The sequence below is a fragment of the Flavobacterium sp. GNP008 genome, assembly GCF_056428965.1.
The window spans coordinates 343,864-363,084 of the sequence record NZ_JBWJVL010000002.1; the positions used below are offsets into that span (position 1 = coordinate 343,864).

General features: G+C 33.1%; 13 protein-coding genes. 3 read left to right on the forward strand and 10 right to left on the reverse strand.

Going from position 1 to position 19,221, the window contains the following annotated elements; genetic code table 11:
* The 6 genes from AC0608_RS07855 to uvrA all read right to left on the reverse strand — a co-directional run bounded on the left by AC0608_RS07855 (window position 1) and on the right by uvrA (window position 10,909).
* Entirely contained in the window at window positions 1-678 is a 678-nt protein-coding gene (locus tag AC0608_RS07855; protein WP_478288682.1) for a peptidoglycan DD-metalloendopeptidase family protein, read from the reverse strand.
* A 617-nt stretch (window positions 679-1,295) separates the two neighbouring features.
* Entirely contained in the window at window positions 1,296-3,704 is a 2,409-nt protein-coding gene (locus AC0608_RS07860; protein WP_478288683.1) for an alpha-ketoacid dehydrogenase subunit alpha/beta, read from the reverse strand.
* Window positions 3,705-3,890: 186 nt separating this feature from the next.
* Complete coding sequence (locus AC0608_RS07865; RefSeq protein ID WP_478288887.1) at window positions 3,891-6,638, reverse strand: gluzincin family metallopeptidase; 2,748 nt, start codon at window positions 6,636-6,638, stop codon at window positions 3,891-3,893.
* Between the two features lie 196 nt (window positions 6,639-6,834).
* Window positions 6,835-7,563, reverse strand: coding sequence for an LOG family protein (locus AC0608_RS07870; RefSeq protein ID WP_417960216.1), 729 nt, complete (start codon window positions 7,561-7,563; stop codon window positions 6,835-6,837).
* Between the two features lie 118 nt (window positions 7,564-7,681).
* On the reverse strand, window positions 7,682-8,041 hold the full coding sequence (locus AC0608_RS07875) for a cupin domain-containing protein (protein ID WP_478288684.1): 360 nt from the start codon (window positions 8,039-8,041) through the stop codon (window positions 7,682-7,684).
* Window positions 8,042-8,077: 36 nt separating this feature from the next.
* Window positions 8,078-10,909: an excinuclease ABC subunit UvrA gene (uvrA, locus tag AC0608_RS07880; RefSeq protein ID WP_478288685.1), complete on the reverse strand. Its 2,832-nt coding sequence runs from the start codon at window positions 10,907-10,909 to the stop codon at window positions 8,078-8,080.
* 141 nt (window positions 10,910-11,050) lie between these two features.
* On the opposite strand from uvrA, the gene AC0608_RS07885 reads away from it, so the two are divergent.
* Window positions 11,051-11,971, forward strand: a complete 921-nt coding sequence (locus AC0608_RS07885) for a ketopantoate reductase family protein (RefSeq protein WP_478288686.1) — start codon at window positions 11,051-11,053, stop codon at window positions 11,969-11,971.
* Between the two features lie 13 nt (window positions 11,972-11,984).
* On the opposite strand, the gene AC0608_RS07890 is transcribed toward AC0608_RS07885, so the two are convergent.
* Together AC0608_RS07890 and AC0608_RS07895 are read right to left on the reverse strand one after the other, a co-directional pair.
* Window positions 11,985-12,584, reverse strand: coding sequence for an RsmD family RNA methyltransferase (locus AC0608_RS07890; protein WP_478288687.1), 600 nt, complete (start codon window positions 12,582-12,584; stop codon window positions 11,985-11,987).
* Entirely contained in the window at window positions 12,581-13,402 is an 822-nt protein-coding gene (locus tag AC0608_RS07895; protein WP_478288688.1) for a DUF3822 family protein, read from the reverse strand. The genes AC0608_RS07890 and AC0608_RS07895 overlap by 4 nt, the downstream gene beginning before the upstream one ends.
* 152 nt (window positions 13,403-13,554) lie before the next feature.
* Here AC0608_RS07895 and AC0608_RS07900 point away from each other — a divergent pair, with 152 nt between their 5' ends.
* A complete protein-coding gene (locus AC0608_RS07900) occupies window positions 13,555-14,976 on the forward strand; it encodes an ATP-dependent DNA helicase (protein WP_478288689.1) in 1,422 nt (473 codons plus the stop codon).
* 17 nt (window positions 14,977-14,993) lie between these two features.
* The gene (gene ygiD, locus AC0608_RS07905) at window positions 14,994-15,824 is read left to right on the forward strand and encodes a 4,5-DOPA-extradiol-dioxygenase (protein WP_478288690.1); all 831 of its coding nucleotides are present in this window, start codon (window positions 14,994-14,996) and stop codon (window positions 15,822-15,824) included.
* A 2-nt stretch (window positions 15,825-15,826) separates the two neighbouring features.
* Here ygiD and AC0608_RS07910 read toward each other — a convergent pair whose 3' ends face one another.
* Window positions 15,827-18,373: a fimbria/pilus outer membrane usher protein gene (locus tag AC0608_RS07910; protein ID WP_478288691.1), complete on the reverse strand. Its 2,547-nt coding sequence runs from the start codon at window positions 18,371-18,373 to the stop codon at window positions 15,827-15,829.
* 206 nt (window positions 18,374-18,579) lie between these two features.
* Complete coding sequence (locus AC0608_RS07915) at window positions 18,580-19,164, reverse strand: hypothetical protein (RefSeq protein ID WP_478288692.1); 585 nt, start codon at window positions 19,162-19,164, stop codon at window positions 18,580-18,582.
* Window positions 19,165-19,221: the final 57 nt, after the last annotated feature.

Consider the following 19,221-nt stretch of genomic DNA (forward strand, 5'->3'; position numbering starts at 1 on the left):
TTATTTTATTTTTAATAAAAGATTAGGATCTGGACAGTTTTCTAAATAATATTTTAGATCATTTTCACTACAAACACCAGGATAATCACCAAACGTATTTGAAATTTCTTTTATAATTTGAAAATGCAAATGCGGAGCATAATCGCCATTTACGGTTGCATCGCCTAAAGTAGCTAATTGTTGCCCTTTTTCGAACACATCACCAATTTTGATGTCGCTGATACTATCCAAGGATAAATGTCCATATAAAGTATAAAATTTTTGATTCTCTATTTTATGTTCTAGAATAATAGTAGGGCCATAATCACCCACGCCAGTATTGTAATTAAAACTATGAACAAAACCATCAACTGCTGCTAAAACTTTAGTTCCTGCTTTAATCCATAAATCTAAACCTATATGAATATTGCGCTCTTCAGTTTTAGAATCGTTAAATATTTGACTTCTTTTGTATAAGTTTCTAATTTCATTGTAACCACCATAAGCTACTTTTGCATTTTTTTCAACTAGATAATGCTCAATATAATCTTCAAAATCAATTGCATTATCGATATTTAAACCGCTAAAAGCTTTATTTGTAATAGATAAATTCAAAGGAATATACTGGTTGTAATCAATTTTTGCTTCTATCACTTTTACGTTTTGGATGTCGTATAAGATCGTTTCTAGTGCTGTCATTTAGTATAAATTTTAATATCTTCTAAAATTAAATAAAAAATCCCAACATAAAAATTTTACGCAATCATTATAACTTTTAATTTTGATTCTTACACCCAATTTTTAATATAAAAAAGCTGATGAAAAATTTTATCTCTGATTTTTTATTTTTTTTTACAATTAAATTATTCTGATGTTTCTGATTTTAGTATGCAAGTATAGATTCTTTAAAAAAAGTTACTGTGTTTAATAATGAAAGATCTGTCATTTTTCCAGTAGATTAATCCTTACATTCTTCTTCTCTTTCGAAAATAGTAAAGATTAAAAATACATATTAATTAATTGTTACTAAAAAGGTAATGCTCAATATTTTTTCTATAACTATAATGTTTTTTTGGTTTAATGTCAAGAATTATAAGAGAAGGCTTGCTTTTAAAACAGAAAAAGTGAATCATTATAATGGAACGGGATTAGCGATAGTTAGACTTAAACTGGGAGGTTTTTTTTAGAATTATCTTTTGTAAAAATGTTATTTATTTTAATAATTATTATCAAAATAAAAAACAATACATCTGAAAGATGAAAATTAAAAGATCCCAATCTTAGGATTGGGATCTTAATTTATAGATGACTTTATTTTAGTATAAACTGGGGTATTTGGATGGATTTACTTCATTCATCATTCCGTAAACTTTCTCAAAGATATCTTCAGTAGAGGGTTTTGAAAAATAATCACCGTCCGTACCATAAGCAGGTCTATGTGCTTTTGCTGTTAGCGTTTGTGGTTTGCTGTCTAAATAATTATAACCATCTTGATGCTCAATAATTTGTTGTAAAATATATGCCGAAGCACCACCAGGAACATCCTCATCAATTACCAGAAGACGATTTGTTTTAGCAATACTTTTTACTACATCTTTATTTATGTCAAATGGGAGTAAAGATTGCAAATCGATAATCTCGCAATCAATACCTACTTCAAGTAGTTCTTTAGCGGCTTGTTGTACTAATCGTAAAGTTGAACCATAAGAAACCAATGTAATATCTGTTCCCGTTTTAAGGGTTTCAATAACTCCAATCGGAGTTTTGAATTCGCCGTAATTCAAAGGCATTTTTTCTTTTAATCGGTAGCCATTCAAACATTCAATAACTAAAGCAGGTTCGTCACATTCTAACAAACTGTTGTAAAAACCAGCTGCTTGGGTCATATTTCTAGGAACCAAAACGTGAATTCCTCGAATCGCATTTATGATCATTCCCATAGGAGAACCAGAATGCCAGATCCCTTCTAAACGATGCCCACGAGTACGGATAATTAATGGTGCTTTTTGTTTGCCTACGGTTCTGTATCGCAACGTAGCCAGATCATCACTCATAATTTGGATAGCATACAATAAATAATCTAAATATTGAATTTCGGCAATAGGACGAAGGCCTCTTAGAGCCATTCCTATTCCTTGACCTAAAATAGTTGCTTCCCGAATTCCTACATCTGCAACGCGGAGTTCTCCGTATTTTTCCTGCATTCCTTCTAAACCTTGATTGACATCTCCAATAGCTCCAGCATCCTCACCAAAAATTAATGTTTCTGGATATTTGGTGAAAATTGCATCAAAATTATCACGAAGAATCATTCGTCCATCAGTATCTTCTTTGGCATCTTCAGCATAAATAGGCAGAACTTTTTCAACAGAAAACACATTTAAATCCGTTTCTGAAAATAAGTTACTACTAAAATTCTTTTGAGTTTTAGCAGTATAAGATGATATCCATTGTGAAAGCTCTTGTTTCCCATTTTCATTAAGAATTAAACGCAATACTTTACGTGCAGTAACCAGAATTTCTTTTTTCAAAGGAGATTTGATTTCACTTAAATCAGCAATATATTTTAATAGTACTTGTTTGTTATTACTTGTATCTGCTATTTTTTGCAGTAAAGTGACGAGTTCTTTTTGTTCTTCAATAATTGGTTCTATAAAGGCATTCCAAGCAGCTTTTTTACCCTCTAAAACATCTTTTTTAGCTTGATTATCAATAGCGTCGATTTCGTCAGGAGAAGCAATGTTAATAGCAATCATCCATAATTTCATTTGACGAATGCAATCAAATTCTCTTTCCCAGGCCAATCGATCAGCGTTTTTGTATCTTTCATGAGAACCTGAACTGGAATGTCCTTGTGGTTGCGTCAATTCATTTACGTGAATCAAAACAGGAACATGATTTTCTCGGGCAATAGCCGCGGCTTTCTCATAAGTGGCAATTAAGTCTGCGTAATCCCAACCTTTCACTCTAAGGATTTCAAAACCATTCGTGTTGTGTTCTCTTTGATAGCCTTTTAATATTTCAGATATATTTTCTTTTGTTGTTTGGTGTCTTGCATGTACTGAAATTCCATATTCATCATCCCAAACACTCATTACCATAGGTACTTGTAAAACACCTGCGGCATTTATGGTTTCAAAAAATAATCCTTCGGATGTACTTGCGTTTCCAATAGTACCCCAAGCAATTTCATTGCCTTCAGTAGAAAAATTAGATGCATTTGGTATTCCTGAAACTTGTCTGTATATTTTAGATGCTTGCGCCAGACCTAATAATCTTGGCATTTGTCCTGCTGTTGGAGAAATATCAGCACTTGAATTTTTTTGTTTGGTTAAATCTTTCCAAGAACCATCTTCATTCAAACTATGCGTAGCAAAGTGACCACCCATTTGTCTTCCTGCTGACATTGGATCTTGATTAATATCAGTATGACCATATAATCCGGCAAAAAATTGTTGAATAGTAAGTTCACCAATAGCCATCATAAAGGTTTGATCACGATAATAGCCAGAACGGAAATCGCCATTTTGAAAAGCTTTTGCCATAGCTAGTTGTGGTACTTCTTTTCCATCTCCAAAAATGCCAAATTTGGCTTTTCCTGTCAATACTTCTTTACGTCCTAACAGGCTGCATTCTCGGCTTATTATGGCTGTTGTATAGTCATTCAGAACTTCGATTTTGAAATCTTCAAATGTCAATGTAGTATTGGTTTTTTCTTTTATCATAATTGAAAAGTATAACTTTATGAAGCAAATTTACTTAAAAACTAGCTATTTTCATAATTCATTGAAAAAAATAGAATTTAATTATTGCAATTAATTCTAATAAAAAGAACTTTATTTTTTCACTATATGTAATTTTATATTTGATTTAATAAGAATAGTTTAATAAATAATGATAATAATATTGGATTAGAACCATTTTCGATTAAAAAGATTGATTAATGTTTTAGGTGAAAAAGTTACTATAAAACGTATTTTTTCATTATAATTATCTTGAGAAACTTCCCATCCGTTGTTAGAGTAGACCGGAAAATACAATTCAAAATAGTCTGTAACCAGATTTAAACGAATTCCACTGTCATAAACAAATCGTTCTTTTAGCCCTTTATTTTTTATAAAACCAACATCGCCATACACTTCAATCCAATTCCATATGCTATAACTTGCATTCAAGCTAGTGATCCATCGATTGGCATAAGGCGTAGTAATTTTTGATTTAAAACCGCCTTCGGCTACTACATATTGTTGGCTAAAAAGTCCTGTACTTTCGGATCTACCAAAATAATTATAATCAAAAAGATAGTCTGTAGGCCGGTCTAATGCAAAGCTAAAGAAATCCGATTGCGTTTTATTGTATAAAAAATTTCCTGCATATAAGCGTAAATTAATTTGACGATTGTTTTCAAAGAGTTTTCGATACTCTATTTCACTAGTAATTTTTCCGAATTTCCCAGAAATTTGTAAATCCGTAGTAAAATTAAAATGATTCGTTACCTCTGTTTTTGTATTTACATATCTCGCATCAAAAACCGAATAATTTTCAGGAGAATTGTCGAGCACCAAGGCGCTTTTTTCCTTATTGACAATAACTTGTCGGAATAAAAACAGTTGTTTTCTGTTGTCTCTGAAATTGGGTTCACGAATGCGCAATTGTAGTGCCGGATTTAGTCTAAAATAAGCAGCATCCTCAGCATAATGAAAATAGGATCCACTTACTGAATAACGGGCATTGTAAAGGGTTGTGTTTCTAAAATTTTGGTTGACTACAAAAACGGCTGAACCTGATAAATTATTTGATTTAGTAGAGTAAGAAGGATTAACATCAAAAATAAAAGGCTTTTCCAAAATGGTTTTATTATGCAATCTAATTCCTGGAGTTAAACCATCATATAAATTGTAATATATTGATGGAACATACAGTACTTGGTTGTAATAAGGATCCTCTAAATCTTTCATGAAAACAAACTTTACAGGGCGATTATTAGGAAAAAAACCTTCTAATTTCTTCCAGTTATTTCTTAAATTATATTCTGGAACTTCATTTTTTAAATTTAAAATAATTTTGTCAGCATTATTTCTGGGTATCTTGAAAGTAGTGTCGGTTTCATTAATATCAAGCCATTGTTTAAAAACAATTTGACCTTTTTTAGTACCATAAACTGGAATGGGAATAAGAGTTCCAGTTCTGTTTTTAATTGAAAAAGTGATGCTGTCTTGAGTTTTTAATACCCTTGAAAATTTATAATCAATGATGTCTCTTGAATTAATAATTGTATTAAAAAACCAACTGATATCTTTAGTTGTATTTGATTTTAATAAAGTTTCAAAATCGGATCTTGACACTTGTTGCAACTGATTTTTTTTATATAATTGTTGAATGCTGGTCTTTACAGTATTATTTAACAAATAATCATCCAGAAACCGCATGCTTAATCCCGCACGGTATTTACTGGCAATTTGTTCATTGAATTTTATTAAAGTGTTCTTTGAATCGCCTAACGGCTGATCTAGATTTTTACGAGCCATCAACATATAGAAATAACTGTATTGTCCATTAAAGTCAATATTAGTCAAATTGTAACTTTTTAGCAATCTAATGTTTGATGCGCTACCCATCATTTTAGCTTTGGGATGATTTTCATCCATATATTTCATCATCGCATAAACTTGAATCCCATCATAAATCCAATTGTCTTTTCTAGGATCCAGATGTAAACTCTTTTTTAAATATTCGTTTAAATAGGTTTTCAAAAATTTAATTTCGAAAATAAATTCATCAGAAAAAGGACTTATAAATGAGGGAAGCTGATTCAATCCATAAAAAGGATTTTTTTCATAATCCGTTTGGGAAACCACAATTTTTTGATAAGGATATTTCCCAATCAAATCACTTGCAAAATTAACAATTCGGTCAATTACAATTGCTTTTTGAATGTTATTTAATTTGTTGTTTTTCATATCCGTCAGTACTTCAACGAAACTATTTTTGTAACTCTCAAAATTCAATTTAGGCTCAATGATCAAACTAAAATCAGTTCTGTTATTTCCCCATAATTTGTAGTTTGAGAAGCCATTATTATCAGTTGTTTTCTCAGTGTTTAAATCGGATGTTGCCTTTAAAGTATTGGGTAGTTTAAGATCAATTTCAAAGTCAGATACAGCATTGGCAATATCATCCAAGTTATTATTACTATTATTTATGAAACTATGGTTTTCATAACGGGCAGGAGTAATATACCAATTTTTGAGGCTTAAAGTCCCATTGTTGTGGTACCCATATTTGGTAAATTTTTCGCTAGGAATTTTAGTGATGTACGAAAGATGCAAAGCTACTTTCTGATTTGGAAGTAACGGATTTTTAAGTTTAACAACAATATAATCAGGGTTTTTTTCGGTCCTTTGCCAAGACAAAAACTGCTCTGAATCATCAATCATAATTAAATTTATTGTGCTTCCACGCTCTTCTTCTTTGGCTAAATGAAATCCTCTATAAAATTCATCCGAAAATCGTTTGGCTAAAGGTGTGTTTTTGTTGGAGAAAGCGTGATTCCAGTCATTAAGAACAATCGATGTCAACGTATCTTCTGATTGGTTTGTAAAAATAATTTCCTGCTTGATATCTAATGTCTTTTTTTCAGTATTAAGCACCGCCGAGATAGTAGAATGCTGTTGTGCGTATTGATTTACTGAAGCTAATAAAACAAGAATATAAAAGATTATTTTAAGGTATGATTTCAAATTTTGGTATGTTTATTAAAAAAATAAATATACCTCATAATTAGATATAATTCTTACTATGAACCTTAAAAATTAAACAAAAAAAAAGCTGCTTTGCGGCAGCTTCTTTTTTTGTTTAAAAATTTGGAGACAAATCGTATTTCTTATAAAAGGCATTTAGTACTTCAACTACTTCATCTTCGGTGTCTACAATTTTAAATAAATTCAAATCTTCGGCATGGACAGTACCTTCTTTTTCAACTAGAACAGTTTTTATCCACTCAATTAATCCTGCCCAAAAGCTAGAACCAACAAGTATAATTGGGAATCTAGCAATTTTTTTAGTTTGTATTAAAGTCATCGCTTCAAACAATTCATCCATCGTTCCAAAACCGCCCGGCATCACTACAAAACCTTGAGAATATTTGACAAACATCACTTTTCGAACAAAGAAATAATCAAAATTAAGGTTTTTATCACTATCAATATATGGGTTGAAATGTTGCTCAAAAGGCAGTTCAATATTCAATCCCACTGAGGTTCCACCGCCCAGATGTGCGCCTTTGTTTCCTGCCTCCATAATTCCTGGACCACCGCCAGTAATCACCCCATAACCAGCTTTACTGATTTTATATGCAATTTTTTCGGCAAGTAAATAATAGGCATCTTCAGGCTTTGTTCTGGCAGAACCAAAAATGGTTACACACGGACCTATGCGTCCCATACTTTCGTAACCATTAACAAATTCGGCCATAATTTTAAAAATCGCCCAACTATCATTCGTTCTTATTTCGTTCCAGGTTTTTCTTTTTAGACGATCTTGTATTACTTTATCTTCGTCATTATCAAAATCTTCTAATCTCATAATCAAAAATATAATTTAATTGCTTTTTTTTTTTCGGAGCTATTTCCTGCTATCCTTTTCAATCTTTATTGTAAAGAAAACAATAACGGATTTTCATTACTATCAGGGCTACGTATATCTAATATGTTTGTTCTTCAATTGATTTTGTTATTTTGGATATAACTTTACCAGTGTGTTCAGTAGTTTTTGATTCGATAAGCAGTATTAAACATTCGTCGGTTGACGAAACTCTATGGTTTATACCTTTTTTTACTACAAATAAATCTCCTTTTTTCATAAAGAATTTGGGCTCGTTTTCAATTTCCATTAAAAGTTCTCCTTCTACAATGTAAAACAATTCATCTTCATTTTCATGATTATGCCATGGTAGATCTTGGCCTTTAATTTTAGCCAGTTTGATAAATTGATCATTAACTTCGCCAATTATTTTAGGTGAAAAGTAGTTTTCAATACTACTGAAGGCTTCTTTTAAATTCATAATTTTCACAAATTATTTTTTTATTTTTTATTGATACTAAAGTAATTCTTTTTTCAAAAACTGGGCCGTATAGCTTTTCTTATTTTTTATAACTTCTTCAGGCGTTCCTTTGGCAATCAGTTGTCCGCCACCTTTTCCGCCTTCGGGACCAATGTCTATAATATAATCGGCCAGTTTAATTACATCCATATTATGTTCGATAATCAAAATCGTATTTCCTTTATCAACGAGTTTATTAATGACTTCCATCAATACTCTTATGTCTTCAAAATGCAAACCAGTTGTGGGTTCATCCAGTATATAAAATGTGTTTCCAGTATCTTTCTTGGATAATTCTCCCGCCAGTTTAATGCGTTGTGCTTCACCGCCGGAGAGTGTGGTACTTTGCTGTCCAAGGGTAATATAGCCCAATCCAACATCCTGAATGGTTTTTACTTTTCTATAGATCTTCGGAATCATTTCAAAGAACGGAACCGCTTCGTCTACGGTCATATTCAACACATCCGAAATGGATTTTCCTTTGTATCGAATTTCTAATGTTTCTCGGTTAAAACGCTTTCCTTGACAGGTTTCACATTCTACATACACATCAGGCAGGAAGTTCATTTCAATCGTTCGCACACCGGAACCTTCGCAGGTTTCGCAGCGTCCGCCTTTTACATTAAAACTAAATCGTCCCGCTTTATATCCCCGAATCATACTTTCAGAAGTCATTGTAAACAGATTTCTAATTTCTGTGAAAACTTCGGTATAAGTTGCAGGATTCGAGCGTGGCGTTCTACCAATCGGGCTTTGGTCAATATCAATTACTTTATCAATATGTTCTAATCCTTCAATTTTTTTATATGGTTTTGGTTTTTTGACACCATTGAAATAATAGGCGTTCAAAATAGGGTAGAGCGTTTCATTAATCAGTGTCGATTTTCCACTTCCGGAAACTCCAGTCACGCAAATCATTTTGCCCAAAGGCAATTCTATCGAAACGTTTTTCAAGTTATTTCCTGTAGCTCCGGTTAGTTTTAGGAATTTTCCATTTCCTTCGCGACGTTTTGCTGGAACCTCAATTTTCATCTCCCCATTCATGTACATCGCCGTTATGGTATGATGTTTCAAGATTTCGGCTGGTGTGCCTTTACTGATGATTTCACCGCCATATTTTCCTGCTTTTGGACCAATATCAATCACATAATCGGCACGTTCTATCATGTCTTTATCATGTTCCACCACAATTACCGAATTCCCAATATCGCGTAATTGTTCGAGAGAATGAATCAATTTATCATTGTCTCTTTGGTGTAAACCAATACTGGGTTCATCCAGAATGTACAAAACACCAACGAGTTGAGAACCAATTTGAGTGGCCAATCGAATGCGTTGTGCTTCACCACCCGAAAGTGATTTTGAGCTTCGGCTTAAAGCCAAATAATCCAAACCTACATTCATTAGGAAGTTCAATCGATCCTTAATCTCTTTGATTACTTCAGTGGCGATACGTTTTTGTTTGTCAGATAAATAGCTATCTAAATCATAAAACCAAGCAGTCAAATCCGAAATGTCCATATCGCACAATTCGGTAATATTCTTTTCATTGATTTTAAAGAATAGTGCTTCTTTTTTTAAACGGGAACCGTCACAAACAGGACATTTTATTTCGTCCATAAACTCCTTTGCCCAACGCTTGATAGTTGTAGAACCACTTTCGTCATGCTGATTTTTTATGAAATGTGAAATCCCTTCAAAATCAATTTTATATTCTCTTGCAACCCCTAGGTCTTTGGAGTTAATAGTGAATTTTTCTTTTCCGCCATTCAAAATCATTTCCATTGCTTCCTCTGGAATGGTTTCTATGGAATCCGTCAATTTAAAACCATATTTTTCGCCTATGATTTCCAATTGCTTAAAAATCCAGGATGATTTATATTCGCCCAAAGGAGCAAAACCACCATTTTTTATGGATAATTTCGGGTTTGGAATAATCTTTTTAGTATTGATTTCGTTTACCGTTCCCAAACCGTTGCAATGATCACAAGCGCCTTTCGGGGAATTAAAAGAGAATAAATTCGGTTCGGGATTTTGATACGAAATTCCAGTACTTGGACACATCAAATTCCTGCTAAAAAAACGTATTTCATTAGAATCTTGGTCCAAAACCATCAATACATTTTCTCCGTGATGCATCGCCGTATTGATACTTTCAGTCAAACGTTTTTCATTTTCTGGAGTATCATCAATAACCATTCGGTCCACAACTATTTCTATATCATGGGTTTTGTAACGGTCTAATTTCATTCCTAGAGTAATGTCCAGGATATCACCATTCACTCTAACTTTAAGAAATCCTTGTTTGGCTATTTGTTGAAAAAGCTCGGCATAATGCCCTTTTCTAGCCCGAATAACCGGAGCTAAAATATTGATTCGTTTTCCGGTAAAATCCTGGATGATCAAATCTTTAATTTGTTCATCATTATAACTCACCATTTTTTCGCCAGTATTATAGCTGTAGGCATCGGCACCACGAGCGTAGAGTAAGCGTAGGAAATCATAAATCTCCGTAATGGTTCCTACGGTTGAACGCGGACTTTTACTGGTCGTTTTTTGTTCAATGGCAATTACAGGAGAAAGGCCGTCAATTTTATCGACATCAGGCCGTTCTAAGCCACCGAGAAACTGTCTTGCATAAGCAGAAAATGTTTCCACATAACGGCGTTGCCCTTCGGCATAAATGGTATCAAAAGCTAACGAGGATTTCCCAGAACCTGAAAGACCAGTTATTACCACCAGTTTTTCACGAGGAATAGAAACATCTATATTTTTTAAGTTATGAACGCGAGCGCCTTGAACTTCAATGGTATTGTCTTTGTCTAACATAATTTTTGCAAAAAGCAAAGTTACTATTTTGATTTATTCTTTCGATACAACAGTTTAGAAGATTGTGTTAAAGATTTTGGTACTTTTGATGAAAATATGAGTACGATTAGAATAACTAAAATGCAGTATTAAATTTATTTTATGAAAACAAGAATAGGGATTTTAGGATTGGGTGGAGTAGGTGGTTATTTTGGAGGATTATTGGCTAAAGCTTATTTTGATTCGGATGCAATAGAAATCGTATTTATTGCTCGTGGTGAAACCCAAAATGCAATAGCTCAAAATGGACTAAAAATTATTTCTGATACGAATGAAGCAATTGTATTTCCTAGTTTGGTTTCGAATAATCCAGATGAAATCGGGAATCTCGATTACCTAATTTGCGCGACTAAAACCTATGATATCGAATCTAGTTTTGAATCTATAAAAAACTGTATTAACAACAAAACGATAATCCTCCCTTTATATAATGGTGTAGATGCCACGGAACGTATTCAGACTTTATTTCCTAAAAACACTATTTTACAAGGTTGTGTGTATATTGTTGCAATGATTGTTTCTCCGGGAATTATAAAGAAAATTGGTCCTTACGAAAAATTGTTTTTTGGTTCTAAAACGGCACCAATTTCAAAATTAAATGAGCTACAATCCATTTTCGAAAAAGCTGCTGTCGAAAGTTATCTCGTAGAAAATATTGAAGAAACGGTTTGGGAAAAGTTCATTTTTATTTCCGCTTTAGCTTCAGCAACTTCCTATTTGAACCAAAACATTGGTGGAATTCTAAACCATCCTGAAAATAAAGCAGTTTATATCTCATTGCTAAACGAGATTACTACTGTTGCTTTCGCAAAAGGGTTAGTTCTACCAGCTGACATTGTTGCTCAAACTATTGCTAAATTAGAGAAATCACCACAAGACAATACATCATCTATGCACAGAGATTTACTTGCTGGACATAAAACAGAAGTGGTTTCCTTGACGGAATATGTGGTAAATGAAGGTCTAAAATATGGTGTTACAACTCCTGCCTATCAGAGGATATTAGAAAAATTATCAAAATAATATTAAATTCAGATTATTCTTCTTCACCATCGTTTTGGTCAGATTCGTTTTCAGAATTTTCAACTTCATTACTGGAGCCTATTTCAAAGAAACTAAAGATAGAACCTCCATAACTTTTCTGAAATGAAAAGTGAATCATGTGATCAAGTTTGGTATATTTTGAATGCTCGATGACCATCATTCCGTCTTCATTAAGTAATTCTTTTTCGAAAACTAATAAGATGATTTTTTCGAAAGTTTTTTGGTCCAAAGCATAGGGTGGATCTGCAAAAATGATATCGTACGAGGTTTTACATCTTTCTAAATACGTGAAAACATCACTTTTAGTAGCTGCAATATTAAAATCATATTCGGCAGCCACTTGCTTAATGAATTTTACACATCCAAAATCGCCATCAACAGAAGTAATTGGTGTGCTTCCGCGAGAAGCAAATTCATAACTGATATTTCCGGTTCCTGCGAATAAATCTAATATTTTAAGTCCTTCAAAACTGAAATGGTTATTTAAAACATTGAATAATGCTTCTTTAGACATATCGGTAGTGGGGCGAACGGGCAATCCTTTTGGTGGGAAAATGCGTCTTCCTTTGTATTTTCCTGAAATGATTCTCATGAGTTAAAAAGTATAAAATGATTTCTGTTTTCGGCCTCAGAAAAATAATTGTTCCATCGTAAATCTTCCACATCAATAAGGGACACGTTGCGAATGTATTTGTAAGCGATTTTAAAATAATCACTTTCAATATCAATATTTCCGATTAGTTCCAATGGGAAGTTTTCGGGGTTTAAATTCAATTGTTCAGCCGTGAATAATATGTAATATAAGAAATCTTCGGGCGTATTGTAATCAAATGAATTGAAAAGGAGTAATTTTTGGTTTTGAACCACAATGATTTCAAAATGGTCGGTGTTTATATGTACAAACATCTTTTTATCATCCTTATTTTTGGAGGCGACCAGAAGTTTGGTAACCAAAATACTGTTGGCATGCTTGTATTCAAAAGTACCAAATTGGTCAATAAAAAAATTATTAATATTCATATACGGAATATAAACTGCATTCATTTGATAGTTTGGAACTTCATCAAATGCAAAAAAATCAGTTTCAAAAACCTTCGTATTGTATTGTAAATAACTGCCTAAAAAGTTCTCATCAAAAAAAGCTGTAGGAACAAAAGTAGAAAGGTTATTATTGTGAATTAACAAAACTTCATCATACGAGTCCTTTAATTCCGGATGATTACGAAAAGCATCGGCAAACAAATCTTCAATTTTTGCGTTCTGGTGTAAGTTCTCAAAATGTACATCGTTAAATGAAATTACCGTGTTGTTTAGCGTATCAAAACAACAAAAAGAAAGTCCGGTCAAGGAAACTTGAATGGAAAGTTTTTTATAATCTTTTTCAGTAATGTTCGTATTTTGTAGTGACATAATTTGATTTTCAATCCATTTCGACATTAGAATCAGTAATGAATTAAATGCGATGACAAACTTACAATTTTTTTTGATTCTAATGCCAATTTATACGATTCCCTCGATTATCATACTTATATTTGAGGTTTATTTATAGCAATCAACTCCACATGAATTCCTCCTTGTTTTACAGTCTTTTACAGAAAAAATTTCCTTTTCAGCCCACCTATAAACAAGATATTTTTTTTCAAAAAATTGCTATTTTTTTAACCGAAGCAGATAATAATACCATTTTTGTGCTAAAAGGATATGCAGGAACGGGAAAAACGACTGTAATTTCTACAATTGTAAACAGTTTATTGGATATCAATAAAAAATATGTTTTGTTAGCACCAACAGGTCGTGCGGCAAAAGTAATTGCCAATTATTCGAATAAACCGGCTTTTACGATTCATAAAAAAATCTACTTTCCCAAGAAATCTTCTGGGGGAGGTGTTTCATTTACCTTGCAACAAAACAAACACAAGAACACCATATTTATAGTCGATGAAGCTTCGATGATTTCGGATACGAACTCGGATTCTAAGTTATATGAAAACGGTTCCTTGCTTGATGATTTGATTTCGTATGTATATTCGGGAACTAATTGTAAGATGATATTGTTGGGTGATACCGCTCAGTTGCCTCCGGTGAATTTAGATATTAGCCCCGCTTTAGACATTCGTACTTTAGGAATGAATTATGATAAGGAAGTAGAACATATTGAGCTAGACGAAGTCATGCGTCAGGAAGAAAATTCCGGAATTTTGCATAATGCAACTGAACTTCGGGAGTTATTGAAAGATTCCTTTATCGATGAATTCAAATTTGATGTGAAGAAATTTAAAGATATTGTTCGCTTGACCGATGGTTATGATATTCAGGATGCCATCAATTCTGCCTACAGTAATTACAGTATTGAAGACACCGCTTTTATTGTTCGTTCCAATAAAAGGGCGAATCAATATAATGAGCAAATCAGAACCAAAATCCTGGATAAAGAAAGTGAACTTTCCACAGGCGACTTTCTGATGGTGGTAAAGAATAATTATTTTTGGTTGAAAGATTCGGATGAAGCCGGATTTATTGCCAATGGTGATATTATCGAAATATTAGAAATTTTCAATATCAAGGAATTGTACGGATTTAAGTTTGCCAAAGTCAAAATTCGGATGATTGATTACCCCAATCAGATTCCGTTTGAAACGGTTTTACTTATGGACACTATAAAAAGTGAATCGCCATCGTTAACCTATGAAGAATCCAACCGATTGTATCAGGAAGTGTTGAAAGATTACGAAGGCGAAACCAAATTCAAGCAATTCCAAAAAGTAAAAGCTAACGAATATTTCAATGGTTTACAGGTTAAATTCTCGTATGCAATAACGTGTCATAAATCACAAGGAGGGCAATGGAACACCGTTTTTATAGAACAACCGTATTTACCGGATGGTATCAATAGAGATTATATTCGCTGGTTGTACACCGCAATGACCCGGGCCAAAAATAAATTATATTTGATAGGTTTTAAAGATGAGAATTTTGTGGAATAATTTTTTTAAAAATAGAAATGAACACATTAAACGACTTACATAAAATTTTAAGTTCTTTCTCAAATACCGAAAAAATGCCGGTTTTGTTTTTGGGACATGGAAGTCCGATGAACGCGATTGAAGAAAATCAGTTTGTGACTGGTTTTAGAAACTTGGCTAAAACCTTACCACAACCGAATGCCATTTTGTGTATTTCGGCGCATTGGTTTACCAAAGGGACAAAGGTAACCGCAATGGAAATGCCTCGAACGATTCACGACTTTGGAGGTTTTCCACAAGAATTATTTGAGGTGCAATATCCAGCGAAAGGAAGTCCGGAATTAGCATTGGAAACAAAAAAATTATTGATACCATTAGAAGTAGAACTGGACGAACATTGGGGTTTGGATCACGGTGCTTGGAGTGTTATTAAACATTTATATCCCGAAGCGAATGTTCCCGTGATTCAGTTGAGTATTGATTACACAAAATCTGGGCAATACCATTTTGAGTTGGCTCAGAAACTAAGTGCCTTGCGAACCAAAGGAATCCTGATTGTAGGTAGCGGCAATATTGTGCATAATTTGAGATTGGTCGATTATTACAATTTTGATAAAGACAATTACGGGTACGATTGGGCAATTGAAGCAAGGGAAACGATAAATAATTATTTATTGGAAGGGAATTTTCAACCGCTGATTGATTTTGAGAAACAAAGTAAAGCGTTTCAATTAGCGATTCCTACGCCGGAACATTATTTACCTTTACTATATACCTTGGGATTAAAAGGTAAATCAGAAGAACTGAGTTTGTTTAATGATAAGTTATTGGCGGGTTCGTTGAGCATGACTTCAGTTAAGATTATGTAGATTTATTTATTGGTTTTTTGTAAAACAAATTTAAGCGTATCTACAAAAGCTCCATCAACACCATTATCGATCTCAAAAGTCTGGTAGGAGGAATCTGCCATCATCTGTAAATTTTTTAATTGCAATGCATCTATTTTTGCAACATATTGCCCAGATTTTAAACCCAAGAAACTAAAATAACCATCTGGTTCCGAAAGAATACTGGTGATTAATGTATCGTGCAGATCATAAATAGAGACTTTTAAACCTCCAGTTCCCAGGAGTTGCTTCTTTTCTTTTTGATACACCATTCCGGAGACTTCTCCCATAACGACAACCGGAATTTCAATTATTCTTAATTGGTTGGGATTTAGGGTACAATTTAAAGTTTTGTTTTTTATGCGCCAAGCAATAGAATTAACTTGGTTGGTATTAAGCTCCATATAATTTTTAATATAGGGTTCTAATCCGGTTATAATGGTGGTTCCATCGGGATTGACAAGCTGACGGTCACCGCCCATAAATACAATATTTACTCCTTTTACCAAAGGTTCTTTAGTATCTCTTTTTCCATTTCCATTGATATCTAAAAACGGAATAAATTTTACACTTGCTCTTCCCACACTTATTCGGTTATTAAAACGTACAAAATCAGATTGGGGTTCGAAGATTAAGCTTCCGCTGGCAGATTGCGAAAAAGAAGCACTATTTTTATAAAAAATACTGGAAAATCCGGTATTGATATGATCAAAATTATGCGTGAAACTAATTTGAAAACTACTATTTTGATTTTTAAAATTATAATCTAATGAGGCCTGAATATAGCCTTTTTTAAAAATTGGTTTTCTCAATTGTGTTTGCAATGTTGTCATGGCATCATCATCATATCCATACCGCAACTGTGGAACAAGGACGAATCTTTTAGGAAGTTGGAATGATGTTGAAAAAGTACTGAATGCCAATGTTTTATGGTTTGTTGTAAAAAAGGCATTGGTCGTAAAATTAAAATTAAAACCAAATGAATTTCCCGAGAGTAAAAATTCGGAAGTGGTGAATTTAGTTGTGCTAAATAGGTTTTGTTGAATGGTAAATCGGGAATTTCCTGAAAAAAAAGAATTGCGAATCGGCATTGAAATACTTGCTTTCCGAATTTCGGAATAATTGAATCGAAAGGCTTGTTGTTTCCTGTCGTATTTGCTATAATCAAAGTCAAATCGAAGGTTTTTGGGAGTAGTATAGTTCAAATTTAGCTCATAAAGCACTTTAGCATAATAACTCCCCGTAAGAAACAATTGGGAAGCCAATCGAATGGAAGAATTCAAAAACGGAATAATTTTATTAGATTGAATAGAGGAAACATATTCTGCTCCTGCGCCCAAAGTAACATGATTAGAAAGACCATAGTTTACAATAGCATTACTAAAGACACTCCCTTTTCCATCCTCAATAATCCCGGAACTAATAGTGTATTCTATTTCTTTTTTCGGAAGGAAAAGAGCTGGAACTACAAGTTGATTGCTAAAAAACTGCTCTTCGCCCCAAGGTCCATAATACCTTAGTGTAACTTCGGTTCGTCCATACAGCAAAGGAACATTAAACGAAAAAAAACCGTTTGTATCTGCCTGGAGATAATCGATTAACACATTGTTGATGTAGAGTTCAACCGTCCAATTGGCTTGGGTATGATTGCTCAAAATATAGGTGCCAAACGATTTTCGGATTCGAGTAGAGGCATTTGTTATCTGTGCTCCGATAATGGGAAATAAAATTGTCGCTTTAGAAGGAGCTGAAATTTTCCCTAAGGTAAGCTGCTTAATATATTTGTTTTCATTATTCACATACCGCCATCGATAAAACTGGTTTTTAGTTGCAATGGCTTGGTTGCTGGTGTAATTTAGGGAAGTGGTCAATTCGCCACCAGCTATAATTCCGCCTAAATTGAGGAGCATCCTTTCCGAATGACTTCCTTCTGATTGCTGAATTGTAGTAACGGCCCAATTTGCTGTTCCCAAATGAAGTAATGGTTTGTCTCGTACTACTGTCGTATCTGCTATAAATTCCAACTTCATTTTGTTTAAATTATCCCGCATACCTTGCAAACGGGCTTCTCTAATGGCGGGAAGTTCTAGTTTTGAAGACATGTTAACTGATAAACTTCTAATGCTGAAACTATTTTCCAGATCAAATACTTCATTAAAATAGGTAGCTTTCAAGAATAAATTGGTGCTGGTACAAATTAAATCATCTGATTTTAGACTAAAAATTTGTTCCTTGTAGGTAATTGTGTTGGTACTTTGATCAATTTTGAAGGGATGCTTTTGATTGATAAAAAAACCGTCAATAACATTAAAATTAGAATTCGGTGTATTTTTTATTTTTATAAAATCGAAGACTTCGGGTATCGAAAAATAGACTTCGGATCTGCATATTATAGAAGAAATTTCGATGTCTCCCATATATTTTACCTTGAGGAGTACTAAAACTTCGTCACACTCTTCCTCTTGTGCCACACCAGAAAAAGGGATCGTGCAGAACAGTAAAAGGTACAGGATAGAAGACAATTTAGTCATAAAGAGCGAAGAGAAAGGAAGTCCTTGTGTTAAAGGAAATTAATTTTTAAGTACGGGTTGCGGTTCGGCACAGTTGGAGATTTTAATCAAAAAATATTGATACTAAGCACTTGGTTGCCGCTTTAGCTAAATAGCTGTTAGGTATTAGGGCTTTTGTCCGCCTGCTTGTAAATCATTGTCCTTAATGAGCTCTCGCGTATATATTATTAATTAGAATCTGCTTGTACATAAGAATTTTCAATTCGAATCTTAACTAAAAAATCGGTCAAAGTTCTTGTGAAGGTGTCAAGTTCAGTGACTGAATCTTTTAAATAAATACTTATATTTTCTAACTCTTCTTTAGATATATTTTGAGAATCCACATGATTAATCAAACCTTGAATTCTACATATAGGACTTCGAACTTGATGGGATACTTTAAAGAGCACCTCAGTAATGGAATTTAGGTATTTCTCTTTTTCTCTATCTTTTTGTATCCTTATGTCTTTGTATCGAAGAATTATAAAGTAAGATATCCAGATCGTAAGAATTGATAAGGCTCTGTTAGCAAAAACACTATAGTGTACCTCGGTATTATAATAAATGGCTATGTCAATTATTGTTAAAAAAGTAGATATTATAGCAAATGTAATTATTTTATTTTTGCTTAGTGTATAGGAAATAACTAGAGGAATTATATACAAAACTGCAATTGCTATACCTAGAGGAACTATCAAGTCTATTACGCATATAAGTAAAATTATACTTATTATCAGCAATTTTGTTATTTTTAATTTTTTAATATTATTCAATAGTTATTAATTTAAAGGTTGTAAATTTTGCGATCTTTTCCGCAGGCAACCTAATTC

What these genes read in the sequence shown, in the direction of transcription:
- uvrA (WP_478288685.1), bottom strand. Translation starts at nt 10,909, where the DNA reads ATGTTAGACAAAGACAATACCATTGAAGTTCAAGGCGCTCGCGTTCAT.
- AC0608_RS07885 (WP_478288686.1), top strand. Translation starts at nt 11,051, where the DNA reads ATGAAAACAAGAATAGGGATTTTAGGATTGGGTGGAGTAGGTGGTTAT.
- AC0608_RS07875 (WP_478288684.1), bottom strand. Translation starts at nt 8,041, where the DNA reads ATGAATTTAAAAGAAGCCTTCAGTAGTATTGAAAACTACTTTTCACCT.
- ygiD (WP_478288690.1), top strand. Translation starts at nt 14,994, where the DNA reads ATGAACACATTAAACGACTTACATAAAATTTTAAGTTCTTTCTCAAAT.
- AC0608_RS07870 (WP_417960216.1), bottom strand. Translation starts at nt 7,563, where the DNA reads ATGAGATTAGAAGATTTTGATAATGACGAAGATAAAGTAATACAAGAT.
- AC0608_RS07855 (WP_478288682.1), bottom strand. Translation starts at nt 678, where the DNA reads ATGACAGCACTAGAAACGATCTTATACGACATCCAAAACGTAAAAGTG.
- AC0608_RS07900 (WP_478288689.1), top strand. Translation starts at nt 13,555, where the DNA reads ATGAATTCCTCCTTGTTTTACAGTCTTTTACAGAAAAAATTTCCTTTT.
- AC0608_RS07890 (WP_478288687.1), bottom strand. Translation starts at nt 12,584, where the DNA reads ATGAGAATCATTTCAGGAAAATACAAAGGAAGACGCATTTTCCCACCA.
- AC0608_RS07895 (WP_478288688.1), bottom strand. Translation starts at nt 13,402, where the DNA reads ATGTCACTACAAAATACGAACATTACTGAAAAAGATTATAAAAAACTT.
- AC0608_RS07860 (WP_478288683.1), bottom strand. Translation starts at nt 3,704, where the DNA reads ATGATAAAAGAAAAAACCAATACTACATTGACATTTGAAGATTTCAAA.
- AC0608_RS07910 (WP_478288691.1), bottom strand. Translation starts at nt 18,373, where the DNA reads ATGACTAAATTGTCTTCTATCCTGTACCTTTTACTGTTCTGCACGATC.